This is a genomic window from Treponema sp. Marseille-Q3903 (assembly GCF_014334335.1).
Lineage (GTDB): Bacteria > Spirochaetota > Spirochaetia > Treponematales > Treponemataceae > Treponema_D.
In genome coordinates this window covers 1,239,560-1,254,556 of the sequence record NZ_JACSEU010000001.1, presented here as the reverse complement: position 1 = coordinate 1,254,556, position 14,997 = coordinate 1,239,560, and the positions used below count along the sequence as shown (strand labels likewise).

General features: G+C 37.1%; 13 protein-coding genes and 1 tRNA gene. 1 reads left to right on the top strand and 13 read right to left on the bottom strand.

Annotated features, from left to right (window positions below):
- Nucleotides 1-12: 12 nt before the first annotated feature.
- The 9 genes from H9I37_RS05655 to rpsT form a co-directional block, all read right to left on the bottom strand.
- Nucleotides 13-1,371 (bottom strand): sigma-54-dependent transcriptional regulator, encoded by a 1,359-nt coding sequence (locus H9I37_RS05655; RefSeq protein ID WP_187381483.1) that lies wholly within the window; start codon nt 1,369-1,371, stop codon nt 13-15.
- Nucleotides 1,368-2,603: a two-component system sensor histidine kinase NtrB gene (locus H9I37_RS05650; RefSeq protein ID WP_187381482.1), complete on the bottom strand. Its 1,236-nt coding sequence runs from the start codon at nt 2,601-2,603 to the stop codon at nt 1,368-1,370. Before H9I37_RS05650 ends, H9I37_RS05655 begins: the two co-directional genes overlap by 4 nt.
- Entirely contained in the window at nt 2,588-3,814 is a 1,227-nt protein-coding gene (locus H9I37_RS05645; protein WP_187381481.1) for a DNA polymerase III, read from the bottom strand. The genes H9I37_RS05650 and H9I37_RS05645 overlap by 16 nt, the downstream gene beginning before the upstream one ends.
- Entirely contained in the window at nt 3,807-4,289 is a 483-nt protein-coding gene (locus H9I37_RS05640) for a CvpA family protein (RefSeq protein ID WP_187381480.1), read from the bottom strand. The genes H9I37_RS05645 and H9I37_RS05640 overlap by 8 nt, the downstream gene beginning before the upstream one ends.
- The gene (gene murG / locus H9I37_RS05635) at nt 4,286-5,440 is read right to left on the bottom strand and encodes an undecaprenyldiphospho-muramoylpentapeptide beta-N-acetylglucosaminyltransferase (RefSeq protein ID WP_187381479.1); all 1,155 of its coding nucleotides are present in this window, start codon (nt 5,438-5,440) and stop codon (nt 4,286-4,288) included. The genes H9I37_RS05640 and murG overlap by 4 nt, the downstream gene beginning before the upstream one ends.
- Before the next feature lie 13 nt (nt 5,441-5,453).
- Nucleotides 5,454-7,214: a transcription termination factor Rho gene (gene rho / locus H9I37_RS05630; RefSeq protein WP_187381478.1), complete on the bottom strand. Its 1,761-nt coding sequence runs from the start codon at nt 7,212-7,214 to the stop codon at nt 5,454-5,456.
- Nucleotides 7,215-7,387: 173 nt separating this feature from the next.
- Nucleotides 7,388-7,816 carry a bactofilin family protein gene (locus H9I37_RS05625; protein ID WP_187381477.1) on the bottom strand — a complete coding sequence of 143 codons (429 nt, stop codon included), beginning with the start codon at nt 7,814-7,816 and terminating at the stop codon, nt 7,388-7,390.
- A 4-nt stretch (nt 7,817-7,820) separates the two neighbouring features.
- Nucleotides 7,821-9,377 carry an apolipoprotein N-acyltransferase gene (gene lnt, locus H9I37_RS05620; RefSeq protein WP_187381476.1) on the bottom strand — a complete coding sequence of 519 codons (1,557 nt, stop codon included), beginning with the start codon at nt 9,375-9,377 and terminating at the stop codon, nt 7,821-7,823.
- A 98-nt stretch (nt 9,378-9,475) separates the two neighbouring features.
- The gene (rpsT, locus tag H9I37_RS05615; protein WP_187381475.1) at nt 9,476-9,751 is read right to left on the bottom strand and encodes a 30S ribosomal protein S20; all 276 of its coding nucleotides are present in this window, start codon (nt 9,749-9,751) and stop codon (nt 9,476-9,478) included.
- Nucleotides 9,752-9,906: 155 nt separating this feature from the next.
- Here rpsT and H9I37_RS05610 point away from each other — a divergent pair, with 155 nt between their 5' ends.
- The gene (locus H9I37_RS05610) at nt 9,907-10,080 is read left to right on the top strand and encodes a hypothetical protein (RefSeq protein ID WP_143064140.1); all 174 of its coding nucleotides are present in this window, start codon (nt 9,907-9,909) and stop codon (nt 10,078-10,080) included.
- A gap of 148 nt (nt 10,081-10,228) precedes the next feature.
- On the opposite strand, the gene H9I37_RS05605 is transcribed toward H9I37_RS05610, so the two are convergent.
- The 4 genes from H9I37_RS05605 to H9I37_RS05590 form a co-directional block, all read right to left on the bottom strand.
- On the bottom strand, nt 10,229-10,990 hold the full coding sequence (locus H9I37_RS05605; RefSeq protein ID WP_187381474.1) for a lysophospholipid acyltransferase family protein: 762 nt from the start codon (nt 10,988-10,990) through the stop codon (nt 10,229-10,231).
- Between the two features lie 50 nt (nt 10,991-11,040).
- Nucleotides 11,041-13,500 carry a helicase C-terminal domain-containing protein gene (locus H9I37_RS05600; protein ID WP_187381473.1) on the bottom strand — a complete coding sequence of 820 codons (2,460 nt, stop codon included), beginning with the start codon at nt 13,498-13,500 and terminating at the stop codon, nt 11,041-11,043.
- Nucleotides 13,501-13,573: 73 nt separating this feature from the next.
- A tRNA-Glu gene (locus tag H9I37_RS05595) sits at nt 13,574-13,645 on the bottom strand.
- An 81-nt stretch (nt 13,646-13,726) separates the two neighbouring features.
- Nucleotides 13,727-14,974 carry a tetratricopeptide repeat protein gene (locus H9I37_RS05590; RefSeq protein ID WP_187381472.1) on the bottom strand — a complete coding sequence of 416 codons (1,248 nt, stop codon included), beginning with the start codon at nt 14,972-14,974 and terminating at the stop codon, nt 13,727-13,729.
- Nucleotides 14,975-14,997: the final 23 nt, after the last annotated feature.

Sequence of the window (14,997 nt, the reverse complement as noted above, 5' to 3'; positions counted from 1 at the left end):
TTTCAAGAAAATTTAGCTATTTATATTGATTTCATCAAGCTTTCGATGGAGTGTCTTTCGCCCTATTCCAAGCATATCAGCTGTTTTACTTTTGTTTCCATTATTTGCAGCGAGATTTTCCTGAATTATGATTTTTTCAGCTTCATCCATCGTGATACCTACAGGAATCTGAATCGTATGTTCTTCGCTTTTTGCTCTTACAGAATTAGGCAAATCTTCAATTTTAATCTGAGTTCCGGTACACATGACAACTGCACTTTCGACGCAGTTTTTTAATTCGCGGATATTGCCCGGCCAATTGTATTTTATCATCGCTGATTTTGAACGGTTGTCAAATCCCGTGATGTTTTTTTCGTTCTCAATATTGAATCGCCTCAAAAATGAATGCATCAAAAGCGGAATATCGTCTTTTCGTTCACGGAGGCTCGGCATCTCAATCCTGATAACATTGAGCCTGTAGTAAAGGTCTTCTCGAAAATTACCTAGCTTTACTTCCTGTTCAATGTTTTTGTTTGTTGCAGCTACAACTCGCACATCGACTTCGATTGTCTTTTCGCCGCCGACTCTTTCAAACTTTCGCTCCTGTAAAACACGCAGAAGTTTTACTTGCGTTGCCTGATTTATTTCGCCGATTTCATCTAAAAAGATTGTACCGCCGTCTGCCAATTCAAAACGGCCTTTGTGCATACTCTCCGCTCCTGTGAATGCACCTTTTTCGAACCCGAACAATTCGCTTTCAATCAGGCTTTCTGAAAGTGCGGCACAATGGACGATGACAAACGGCTTATCTTTTCGCTCACTTTTGTTGTGAATCGCTCTTGCGACAAGTTCTTTTCCGACACCACTTTCCCCTGTTATCAAAACACTGGCTTTCGAAGGAGCGGCTTTTTCTATCATCTGACGAACTTTGGCAATTTCAGAACTTTTTCCAATCATATCGTCATCAGAACCTGATATCGACTTCGATAGTTTTTCCTTAAGCTCCTTGTTCTGTTCTGCAAGGATTTTCCCATGAAGTGCATTTTTTACAACAATATACAAGTGATCAAGGTCAAGCGGCTTTGTCAAAAAATCAAAAGCACCTGCTTTTATAGAGGCAGTCGCATCATCAATGCTGCCGTGCCCTGTTAACACGATGACCGGGATTCCAGGATGTTCTGTAGTTACTCGCCTGACAACTTCTTCCCCTGAGATTCCGTCCATTTTGAGGTCAGTGATAACTATGTCTATTCCGCCCTCTTCTATGATTGAAAGCCCTTCTTTACCGCTCGATGCCGTTTTTACATTGTAACCTTCGAGTTCAAAGTAATCTGCAAGCCCGATACGGATATTTTCTTCATCGTCGATTGTCAAAATTGTAAACTTTTTCATTTATCACTCCCAAGAAGTTTTGCATTTTTTTGAGGAATAGGAAAAGTCAAGACAAATCTTGTTCCTTCATTTACACGGCTCTCCACGCTGATTTCTCCAGAAAATTCTTTTACAATTTTGTAAACCATCGTCATTCCAAGTCCTGTTCCATTTGCCTTTGTCGTAAAATACGGTTCAAAAATTCTTGCGACAGTATCTTCAGGCATTCCGCAACCGTTATCACTAACTGTAATCAAAAATTTATTTTCTCGAATAGAGTTTTCAATTTTAAAAATACCTGAGGAAAAATCAGATTTTTCTTCAAATTGTTTTATGTTGCGAAATTTTGCTTTTATCGCGTAAAGTGCATTTTGAGAAAGATTTAATATAACTTCACGGAACAATTTTTCATCGAGCATAATTCTCTGATTTGAACCGCTTTCAATAAATTTCACATCTACGCCATTTTTTTTAAACTCAGGCGAAAAAAAATCAACGACAGCGCTAACCAGTTTATCAGGATTTTTCAGTTCAAGACATGCTTTTACCGGTCTTACCGCAAGCAAAAAGTTCATTACAAGCTGATTGAGATGGTCGATTTCATCATTTACAATATCTATGTGATCTTCAATGAATTTCTTTGGAGGAAGAATGTTTTCATTGTCACGAGCTTTTTTCAGCGCTTTTTGAATGAGCTGAATATGAATACTTATTGCGCCAAGCGGATTTTTAATATCATGAGCCATTCCTGCCGCAAGGTTTGTAAGGTTCGCCATATTTTCCATGCGATGGACAAGTACATCTTGATTTTTTTTGTCGGTGATGTCACGGATTAAAACGACTTTTCCGTTTATTTTGTTTTCCGTAATCAAAGGAGAAATAGTAAGGCTGATGAACCTAACAGAACCGCCTGAAGTAACTGTAGAAAATTCTTCCGTACTGTTTGTGATATTTTTTTCTTTGCAGCATTTTAAGAATTCGCATATCTCTTCATCATCGATATATTCCCAAATCGCAAAACCGGTATCGACGATATTATCGAGATGTTCTGTAAAGTTAAGGCGGCTTTCTGCAATCGTATTATATCTTTGAAGGCAAAAATTGTCGTCTAGGATCAAAAGTCCGGCTGAAATAGATTCAAAGAGTGAATATAAGCTTTCGTTTTCTTCAACTACGTCGTCGAGAAGGCTTAAAACCTGCTCTTTCGACATTTTCGCGGCTTTTTGAGCTGCTCGTTTTACATATCCACGCAAAATACGCCTCCATTTGCAACATTCAATGATGACATATTTCTTAATAATATTTCAAGTGAAGCAACCGGAGTCTGATTATACAAAGTGATGTTATCCCAACAGTTTCGCAAAAGTTCCATGCATTGAGCACTGGCTTCCACACCGTTTTGGCTGTACAAAAGTTTTTTCTGCATAACTGCAAGGTAATGAAGAAACAGCCGCAGCTCGAGTCTTGGTGTAAAATTTCCACAGTTTTTTACAATCTCTGCAACGTCCGGAATCTGATGGCGTGCGATTGATTTATAAAAATATTCAGCCTGATTTTTGATTTCAGCAGGAGGAACAGGCAAAAAGGTCAAAAGATAATCGTTGATGCTTCCATTAAAATAGTCATTATGGAAAACGCGTTTTATGACATCTTGCTGCTGTTCAAGCGTTCGTTCTTTAAAATTGTACGTGCGGACACGAGACAAAATCGTAGGTATGATTGAATTTCTTTTAGAGGATAAAAGAATAAAAACACAACCTTCCGGCGGTTCTTCAAGAGTTTTTAGAAGAGCATTGCGTACATTGACTTGCATTCTATCGGCATTTTCAATAATTACAGTTTTTTTTCCTTCATCACATTTTATGTTTGCCCACGTTTCCATGTTGCGGATATGGCTGATTGGTATTGAATCATAAAAGTAATCGTTTTCAAGTTTAAAAGCGAGTTTTGCGATGTCAAAAGAAAGTTTTTCAACTTCGAAAAAATTCGGAAGATTGTGAGGAAAGTCGAGTTCTTCAATATTTTCGTTGATTTCCTGCATTATGCTTCCGATTTTGCTTAAATCTTTATCATCATTCCATATTATGGGATTGAATCGCAGCGTCAATTTTCTGATACTCCGCAAAAAAAGATAGCGAGCTGCGTCTATGTAAGGTACGTTTTGTTTGATAGCGTTCAAAAAAGTATCTTTAGCGGCATTTATTTCAAGTGAACAATCACGCGGTCCTAAAATCATGAGATTTGAACATATCAACGCTTTATGCTGACTGCATGATTTGCAATTGCAAGTCCACTTTCCAAAAGGATGTTGACGACACGAGATTATCCGCGCTGTTTCAAGAGCCGCTGTCAATTTTCCGCTCGCTTCATTGCCGGAAAAAAGCACTGCACGCGGAAAACGATCGTTTTTTATATCGGATAAAAGAGCATTTCCCGCATCCTGATTGCATAAGTTTTCAAACATTAGAACCAAATCCTTTCGGAGTTCTGTTTGCGACAATAGTCCCAATCAGAGCAGCAAAAAAACTTCCTTCAAAAATATTGCTTATATCAAAAAAAGGCTGTGCTGAAACCAAAAATATAAACAATCCAACAACGGCAAGCCCTTCAACAGCTCCGAAGAAAAAACCAAGCGTGCGGTCAAGGCTTTTTAAAATGCTCCATTCAAAGACTTTTGAAATTATAATTTGGATTATTTTTATCACTATGAAGACAATTATAAAAACAGCTAAAAATGACAAAACATTTGCCACCGTCCGATTTTTTACAAATGAAAGCAAATATGCAGTGCCTTCATCATAAAAAAGACACGCAAAGATTATCCCTAAAATCCATGCGAGTTTACCAAAAATATTGTCGATAAATCCTTTGATCACACCAACCAAAGCGAACAAAAGAATAACACCTGCAAAGATCCAGTCAATTACAGCAAAAGTCATTTTGAGACCTCCGAATAAATAATTTCCGCGATATATTCGGCAGGTTTTTTGCCGGCAACAAGTTTTTTGACTGCCGCAACATAACCTGCACGTGTATTTTTATCAAGCATTTTAGAAAGTTCTGATTTTAAATTGTCATCATCAGCATGATTTCCAAGCAAGACTTCTGCCGCCCCCGACTTTTTAAAAAACTCGGCATTATCGACTTGATCTCCGCGAGTACCGTTTCCGCAAAGAGGAACAAGAATCATCGGCTTTAAAAGTACAGCTGCTTCCCAAATCGAATTTGCTCCGGCGCGGCTTAAAATTACATCAGCACAAGCTAGAACATCAGGCATCTGCGAATAGATAAAACTGTACGGCTTATAATCAGAATATTTCTTTGAGAGTTCCAAAGCTTTGCATTCATCAGAATTGACAAGTCCTGTCTGATGAACAACAGTAAAGTGCCGGCACAAAAAATCAATATTAGAATAAACAAGTTCGTTTATCTGACGGGCACCGGAAGAACCGCCTAGAACCAATAAAACTGGGCGAGAATCGTCTATTCCTAAAAAATGCAACCCTTTTTCTTTGCCGGCATTATAAAAAACGGCTCTCACAGGATTTCCTGTTACAATCACTTTTTTTTGGTCGATATCGCTCAATTTGTTTTTAGTTTCTTTAAATGAAACAAACATCTTGGTTGCACATTTGAGATTCAACTTGTTTGCAAGACCGAGAGTAAAATCACATTCGTGTGTGTAAACAGGAATTTTTAATATACGTGCAGCAAAACATGGCGGAACACTGACAAATCCCCCTTTTGAAAAAAGGACGGCTGGTTTTTCTCTGCGTAGAATATGGAATGCCTGAAAAAAGCCAAAAAGAATTCTAAACAGATCAAAAAAGTTTTTAACAGAAAAATAACGACGAAGCTTGCCGGAAGAAATACCATAAAAAATATCGATAGTCTTTGTTTGTTTCTCTTCGGTGGCTTTTTCAACAATATTTCTGTCCATTCCCCTAGAGTTTCCGATCCAACAAATTCTAAGCTCACGGTTGTTTTTTGCAGCCAAAACACGAAGTTCATCAGCGACGGCAAGTCCCGGATAAATATGACCGCCGGTACCACCACCGGCAAAAATAACTGTATTTTTATTTAAATCCATATTTTATTTATGACTATTGTTCTGCTGCGGTTCCTGCATTCATGCTTGCTAAAAACGCTTCGTTTGTCTTACTCTTCTTCATTCTGTCAAGTATAAGCTCAGTGATATCTACATCTTCCATCGGATTTAAAACTTTTCGCAAAATCCAAATCTTTTGAAGTTCATTTTCTGTAAGCAGCAATTCTTCCTTGCGAGTGCCCGACTTTTTGATGTTGATAGCAGGAAACAAACGCCGTTCCGCGAGTCTTCGGTCAAGGTCAATTTCGCTGTTTCCGGTTCCTTTGAACTCTTCAAATATAACTTCATCCATGCGAGAACCGGTCTCAATCAAAGCTGTTGATATGATTGTCAATGAACCACCTTCTTCTACGTTTCTGGCAGCTCCAAAAAATCTCTTCGGCTTAAACAAAGCATTTGAATCGACACCACCTGAGAGAACTTTACCGGAAGTCTGAACTGTCTGGTTATATGCACGTGCAAGACGAGTGATAGAATCAAGCAAAATAACAACATCGCGTTTGTGTTCAACAAGTCGCTTTGCTTTTTCCAACACCATCTCTGCAACCTGAACGTGGCGTGTAGCTTGTTCGTCAAAAGTTGAAGAGATGACCTCACCTTTGATCGCCCGTTCCATTTCAGTAACTTCTTCTGGGCGTTCATCGATCAGCAATACAATCAAATAAACTTCAGGATTGTTTGTCGTGATGGCGTTAGCAATTTTCTGCATCAGTATTGTCTTACCTGCCTTAGGTGGAGCGACAATTAAGAGACGCTGTCCTTTCCCAATAGGAGCGAATAAATCTACAATTCGAGTGGAAACTTCTGTCGAAACAGTTTCAAGGCGAAGTTTTTCATTCGGATATAAAGGTGTGAGATTTTCAAAAGGAACACGAGTCTGCACAACGCGAGGTTCGTCGAAGTTTACAGATTCAATTCTGAGCAAAGCAAAAAAGCGTTCGCCTTCTTTTGGAGAACGTGTCTGACCGGAAACAGTGTCGCCTGTTTTTAAATTAAATAATCGGATCTGACTTGGACTGATATAAATATCATCAGGACCAGGTAAATAATTATTTTGTGGGGAACGAAGAAATCCGTATCCATCAGGCAAAATTTCAAGCGCACCAGACGCAAAGATGATTCCGCCTCGTTCTGTGTGAGCTTTTAAGATTACAAAAATCAAATCCTGCTTTTTCATAGGAGCCAAATCGTCTTCCGTAAAACCGTACTGTTTTGCAAGTTCACGAAGCTCCGGCATAGATTTTATTGTCAAATTATTGATAACAAGGCGTGGTCTGTCTGTATTATCTTCTGCAGCAGTTGATTCTCCAATGCTTTCATCAACTTCTCCGTTTGGTGTCGGATAATATGGACGCGCGAACGATTTTTTTGAACCTTTGTTATTTTTATTGTATTTTTGAAAACTCTGATTGTTTTTCCTGTGGTTATTGAAAGCTTGATGATCGTCTGTCTGATCAGACTGATTATTTTGATTTTGAACAGATTGTGATAAATCAGAATCATCTGCTTTTTTTACAACCCTCCGTTTTCTTACAACAACTTTTTCTGTTTCTTCCTGTTCTGAAGTAGTTTCATTTCCGTCTCTCGGTTGCGATGACTCAACATCTTGTGGTTCTTCAGGCTGCTGAGATTCTTCCCACATAGCCTCAACATGCTGACCTTCCGTTTCAGAACCAAAATCAAGAGCTGCCTGAGCCTCTGTCTGTTCCTGCTCTTCACTAACTTCTGTAGTGCGTCGTCTTCTTAATGGTGCCATTAAAAATACTCCAAAAAATTAAAATATGATTAAAATATAATTGATTTTAAATTATGATTATAAAAATACTCTAAATATAATATTGATTAAAAAATAAGACCGGTAACCTACTGAAAGTTACTATATCTATTATTACAGTTTTTTATCATTTCTGTCAATTAAAATTATTTTACTTATTTGATTGAATCAGAATGAATAACCATAGCCTGTTTGTATTCCGATGAAGCTACAGAAAACAAATCAACGTCTGGCTCTTTTTCGAGCATATTAACTTCCCCACTGAATTCGACATTGTTTGCAATTCTTATTCTTGACGTAGTGATGTTGCTAGTAACAGAGCTCCCTGCGCAGATTTCAACGCGTTCAGGAGCGTTCATATTTCCTTCAATAGTACCGGAAACAACAATAGAATTGGCATCGATGTTAGTAACAGTGCAAACAGCATTTTTTGCGATTTCCAGATCTCCTGAAGGCGCAATAATTTTTCCATCGAATTTTCCGGTTATAACGAGTCTATCTGTAAATTCGAGAACTCCATAGAATTCTGTTTCTGCTCCAAAAATCGTGATGTTTCTTTTTTCTGAATCTTTATTTTCTGCCATTATTTCACTCGTTTTTTTTAATTATAGTGCGAATCAACTGAATTATCAATATCACAACAGTTAGTAAAACTTCGAAAATCCCGGCTATGTCGCCAAATTTTGTAAATAAGGTAGCTTTATAACATGAATCAATAATCGGGACGAGAGCTGATGTATACAGACAGCAAAATGCAGGAATTTCAACAATAATTTTTCCATTAACATCGATTACGCAAGTCTGACCGCTTGAAGTACTTCTGACAGATGGAACACGATTTTCAACAGATCTGAAAACTGCCATAGCTAAATGCTGCTTCTGGCATGCAATACTTTTTGACCACGAATCATTGCTGAGGTTGAGAAAGCATCTGGAACCATTTAAAACCATCTGTCTACATCCTTCGCTAAAAGTATCTTCAAAGCAGATGGGAGTTGAAAACGACAATCCTTTTTTTGTAAATACTTTATATTTTGTTCCTTTCTCCCACATCTGCGGCTCTCCGTTTAAAAACTTTTCATAAAGTGTGGGAAAATATTTTTTCATCGGGAAATCTTCTGAAAATGGTACAAGATGGATTTTTGAATATATTTCCGGGTTAGGAGGAATTACATTTGCTTTCGGTTCAAAAACAAAAGCGCTGTTATATCTGTCACGGAAAGCTTTTTTTGTATCAACTTCGTGCGAGTTTCCAATCACAAAGACGGCATCTTTCGAATCTATATATTTCAAAAGATAACTTATCAAATCAAAGCGCCTTGCATCTTTTCTAGAATAATATTGATAAATGATGGATGGCGTTACAGCAGTTTCCGGCCACACAATGATGTCTATATCAGGATTTAATTCTAACGCTTCATCGGATAGAGAAATAAGTTGCCGGACATTTTTTGTGTATTCACTTATCCCATTTTTTCTAGGGTCTTCATTGTTCTGAATAGCTGCAATTTTTACATAATTGTCAAAATGAGTGTGCTTTATCTTTTGATTCCCATAAAATATCGAAAGCAAAAATAGAATGCACCATATACTCCCCACAATATACGTATTTTTCCCTCTGACACAATCTTTAATCATCAAGCAATATAAAAAAGCTGATGGAAAAATCACAATGAGATTTAAGCCAAATACTCCGACAATCTGCGAAATCTGAATGAGCTGAAGAAATTTCCATTGGGTGTACGCTGTAACTCCATACCCCATTCCAAAAAATCCTAGAGTTTTTAAGTATTCATATCCGCAGATAAAAAACAATTGAACAATCCAGCCATTTTTCTCAAACAAAACATCGATCACTTTTAAGCCGGCAAAAACGGCCATCATTATAAAAAAATAACAAACGCAGACGATCAACAGTCCAAGAGGTTCGTATGCAAAAAGCCAATATGCATATATTCCATACGAAAGCGCTCCATATAGTCCGCCGTCAATAAAAATATTTTTCAGATTTGCTCTGTGAACGCACAACAAAATCGGTAAGTAGATAAAAAATCCGAGAAAACCAAGCCCGTTGTGAAAAATCGGATTTGGGTTTGAAATAAAAAATAATATAGCTGCTATTAAAACTAATAACTTGTTTTTCATCACTTCTGATTATCGGAAAAAGATAAAAAAAACCAGTTGAAATATAAGACAACTGGCTTTCTAAAAAATCAACTAGTTTTTATAATCTGATTTACAACTTATTTTGCTGCAAAATTAACATTATAAAGATTCATCATTCTTGATTTTTTGCGAGATACGGCATTTCTACTTAAAACACCTTTGCTGCGAGCACTGTCAAGTTCTTTCTGAAGTTTTTTGTATGTTTCTTCAGCGAGTTTCTGATCTTTAGCCTGAACAGCCTGAACAAACTGTTTTGCATAAGTTCTGCAAGTGCTTTTTATAGCTTTATTATGAAGTCTACGAACTTCACTCTGAGCGTATCTTTTTTCTGCAGATGTCTGTTTTTTAGCCAATTGAAGCCCCCAAAAATAGTTAACTGTGTTTTATATTATCAAATTGAACATTCTGTGTCAATGAAAGTTTTGTCGATTTTAGACCGTAATTATTGACAGAAATATCTCTTCTCATTATTATGTTTAATTGCGAATATTCGATTTGGAGGCACATAATGGCAGGAGCTAGTAAAAACTCTCGTACAACTGTTGCAACACAAAAATTCATTTGCCCTGATTGTGGTGGCGAAATCATAATGAAAACAATGATTGAAAATGGCAGACTAAAAAACCAAGCTGAATGCCAAAAATGTAAACGTGTTGAAAGACGTCCTAAGGATTTCAAATAAGATTTACTGTTGGACATAAAAAAAACGACGCAGATTCATGAGCTGTGTCGTTTTTTTTGTTTTAAATGCATTTAATGTTCTAAATGAAACTGCACTTTAGTTTGAAAACAAGGCTTCTTTCAATAACAGGCAATTTACAGCAGACAATTTATTTTTCAGTTGAAGGCATTTTTCGCCACTCGTCAATTTGCATCTGAATCATATTTTGTGCTTCATCAAGTATTATATTGCACTCTTCTTTAGTTTTTGGATTATCATAAACTTTTAACGCCTTAATCCTGTAACAGCCTCTTTTGAGGTTTGCTGTCAGTTTTGTTAAGTCTCTAATTTGATATCCGCCGTCGAGAGCAAACACGACAATCGGCAGATGCGAAGATTCAGCTAACCTTCTAAAACCGGCAGAATAAAATTTTCCAACTTTGCCGTTTTTTGTGCGCGAGCCTTCAGGAAATAAAACAGGTATCTGATTTCTCTCTACACATCTTTTGCCAAATTTTCCAACATATTCCATGGCTTCCATAGGTTTTGCTTTGCGAGGAATAAGGCAATGCTCTTCTACCCTGAGCATCTCCGATACAAGCGGAATGTGACGCCCAAGCGTATCTTTTGAAACAAAACGAAGATTTTTTTCACGGAAAAAATTCATAAAAACCGGAATATCGAGCAAACTCTGATGATTTGATATTGCAATAAACTGCTGAGGCAGACCTTCTTTTGATTTTTTGTATCCCCAAAAGTTAAAATGTCTATATGTTTTCAGAATAGCAAATACACGTGGAGCACAGACTTTAGTTATATATTTTGAAATCCTGAGGCTAATTTTTTTTGATACAGGATATGCAATGATATTTCCAACACTCGCTGGAATTACACAACAAAATAAACATATTAATGTAATGATACTTAACATAAGAACTCCAACTATCCAAACATCTTAGACGAAGATATTATATATCAGAACTATTCAAAAATAAAGGCGTTTATTTTTTTTGTTATTTCAGATAACGGCTCATAAACTTTTTTACAATCAGGCATGCTTGCTATAAAAATCTGGCCATATCTTTTTTCATAAATACGGCGATCGAGAACTACAACTACGCCTTTATCATCAGACCGCCTGATTAAACGACCTATTCCCTGACGATATTTTATGACAGCTTCAGGGACACTTAATTCCATAAAAGAGCTGCCGCCTTTTTTTTCAATCGCCTCTGCACGCGCCACAAAAACAGGATCGTTTGGAACGGTAAACGGTAATTTTACAATGATCACTTGCGATAGAGATTCTCCCGGAATATCGATGCCCTGCCAAAAAGAATCTGTCGCAAAAAGCACGCTTTCTTTTTCTTTTTTAAATGCATCGAGGAGTTTTCCGTTATCATCATCGCCCTGCTTCATTATGCGCCCTGTAAACCCACGCAGTTTCAAGCTGACTGTTTTGTGCGCACTTTTTAATGATTCATACGATGTAAATAAAACAAGAGTTCTTCCTTCCGCTGCCTGAATTAAAGCTGATAATGCAGTTTCTATATACTGCTGAAATTCCATGCTTCCAGAAAGAGGAGCATCGCTTGGAACTGCAAAAAGCATATTTTTATGATATGGAAACGGAGATGTATATTCTCCACAGAGAACCCTTTCCCATTCAGAATAATTTACTCCTGTTCTGCGCATCCAGTAATTAAAATCGCGTCCTGTTTTTAATGTAGCAGAAGTGCAGATTACAGACTCCATCTGCTCAAATACACCGCTGCTCATAAGTTTTGATATATCAAGCGGAGTTTGTGTAAACGTAAAATAATCGGAATTTTCGTCGTCTTTTTCCTTAATCATCGCAGGTGAAAGATGTTTTTTCTGAACCCAAAAGACACAATCACGCTTTTCGTCCCAAACTATGAAATCTTTTAACAGACAGACAACATCTTGAAGGCGACGTAAAATTATTTTTGCTTCAAAAAAAGCCGGGACATCTTTGTCGTCATCGTTTACGCCTTCCATGATTTGCATTACAAGATCGTTGAAAAGTGAAATATTTTTTATTAATTCATTCAGAGAAACCAAGAGCGGACCGAAATTTCGCGCTGTCCCTTCAAAAAGGCGCATTGTATATTCGTCACCAAGAAGATCTTTTGCCGCTAACTCTACATTCAACAGAGAATTTTTGATTGCCACTGTTATTTCATGAGCATTGTCTGCTTTTTCTTCTTCCGATGAAAGCAATGCGATTGTACACAGATATCCCGATGCATTGTTCTTGCGCTTTCTATACATCGGATTGACAAGCTTGTATATTTTAAATTTATTTACGCTTTCGCTGAAAAAACTCGTTGCCGCACTTTCAATTCCGTGCGCTTCATCAAAAACAATATGCCTGTATGGAGGCAAAACTGCTGCATCATCGTAACCCGAACCATTGATACGCGATTGAATATCTGCAAACAAAAGATGATGGTTTACAACGATCAAGTTTGCCCCTGCTGCTTCTTTTCGAACTTTCATCACAAAGCAGTCTTTGTGAAAAGGACAACGCATTCCCATGCATGCATCGCTTTCCGAATTGACTTTTGTCCAAACATTTTCTGACGGCATAAAAGAAAGATCACTTTTACTTCCGGTAGCAGAATTTTCCGCCCATTCAGCGATTTTTTTCAGTTCCTGCGTATCTTCTTCAAACAAGTCTAAAATTGAAGCTGCATCTACAAGGCGTCGACGGCAGATGTAATTCTGGCGTCCTTTCATCAAAACATATTTGATTTTCTTTTCAAGTATCTTTTCAACAAACGGAATGTCTTTTTCGCAAAGCTGCTGCTGAAGGCTGATTGTTCCTGTCGAAACTACAACACGTTCGTTGTTTTCAAGCGCCCAAAGAACTGATGGAATCAAATATGAAAATGATTTACCGACACCGGTGCCAGCCTCAAACACTGCGATTTTATTTTCATTAAATGTTTTTACGATATTTTCAAGAAGCTCTATCTGAACAGGTCTCTCCTCGAAGTTTTCAGAGATTTTTGAAAGCCGGCCTCCATCTGAAATATATTCACCAGCCTTTTCTGCATCGACCTTTGTGATTTTTCGCGGAAGGACAGGTTCTACAACGACATAAATATCAGACGCATCATCGTTTATGATGTAAAATCCCTGACCTTTTTGAGATGACTTAGAAGCAACAGCCAAATCAGCATCAGAAGGTTTAAGATTTCCGCTTGGATGATTGTGAATTAAAACAGAAGACTCGCAGGCATCAAAAAAATTGACAGGAACTGTATTCTCTGTTCCACGCGAACCGATTTTTGCTCTTACAACAAGCCCTTTTTCATCTATATCGCCGGTAAAAAAAACTTCATTTCCGCCAGCGTCTTCTATTCCTTCTTTGAGGTTCTTTCTGACTTCATTTGAAAGATATTTTGATACGTCCATTTTCCACCCATATGCATTAAATTAAATTTAAGCAAAAAAAAAGCCTTGCAAGAAAACTCACAAGGCTTTGAAACATCTCCTAGCAGAATTGAACTGCTGTTGTCGGGATGAAAACCCGATGTCCTAACCACTAGACGAAGGAGACAAGCATCATTTATTACGACTGCTTTAATATAGCAGATACTTTTTTTTTCGTCAATATGTATAATGCCATTTTTCTATAAAATTACATATTCATACCGAACTTTTTGACAAGTTTATCTTGAAGTGTTTTGCATTCATCAGTATCAATTCCAAGTTTAATAGATACATCAAGGTCATTCATCGATTTTTCATACTCGCCTTTTTCGTACCACGCAATTGCACGCCTGAAATGCGTATGAGCCTGAAAATCATTTATTTCAAGAGATTTGTTGTAGCATTCAATCGCTTGATCATATTTTTTCATGATTGAATAGACAATTCCCTTGTAATAATAAGAACGGAACGCAGTTGGATCATTTTTGATGCTCTCCTCAAAATCAGCAAGCGCTTCGTCGAGTTTATTCATAGCAAAATATGCCATACCGCGATGTTTTGTGATGACAGCAAGGATGTTTTTATCGCTTTTAGGAACTACGTCAATAATACGAGTATAGATTTCGACAGCTTCAAATAGATGTCCTTCGTTATGAGCTTGTATCGCCCTTAAAAGCAGATCGTCTATTGTCCCCTGAACGTAAGGGGTTACTCTCGAAATATTTTCATCAAGTCGTTCTTTTTTCTCATTCAAAAAGCCATCTGCAATGTTGTAAAAGGAACGGCGTCGCTCATCAAGTTCTCTCTGTAGCTTATTCTGATAATCGCGTATTTCCTGAAATGTTATATCTGCCAAAGTCAATGAAGCGTTTATCGATGCAAGTTTTCGTCGGAGAGGAATATCAAAAGGATTGAATTCTGTCTTGTAAATCAATTCATGCTCGACTTCTGCCCATGCATCTTGAAGAATTGTTCGTATCTGAATTTCACAAACAAGTTGGTCGGAAATTGACGGAAGCCCTTTATATTTGCTATCGATTTTGCTTTTTAATTCTTTTGGAATTTTTATTAAAACGTGAATTGATTCATATCCGAATTCGCTGAATTTTTTTTCGGCACCTTTTATTTCAACTTCTTCTATTTCGAATACTTTTTTTATCTGTTCAAGACCTATGTTTATATCTTCAAGGAATGCGCAAATCATGCGGATTCCCATCATGTCTGAAAGGTAAATCAGCAATTCATTTTTTTCAATCTGGTCGGATTTTAACCGCAATATTTTTTTATAATAACTGTTAAAGCTTTTTACACGACTTTTATATGTTGGCTGAGTTGAAAGTTTTATTTTGTCTTGCAAAATTTCAACTATACCATTCATTATATCTGTAAAATAACTTGAATATGATTCATAATTTTCTTTAAGCTGTTTTTTTGAAATTAAAGTTGTTGTATCCATCTTTGATATTATATTATCGGATT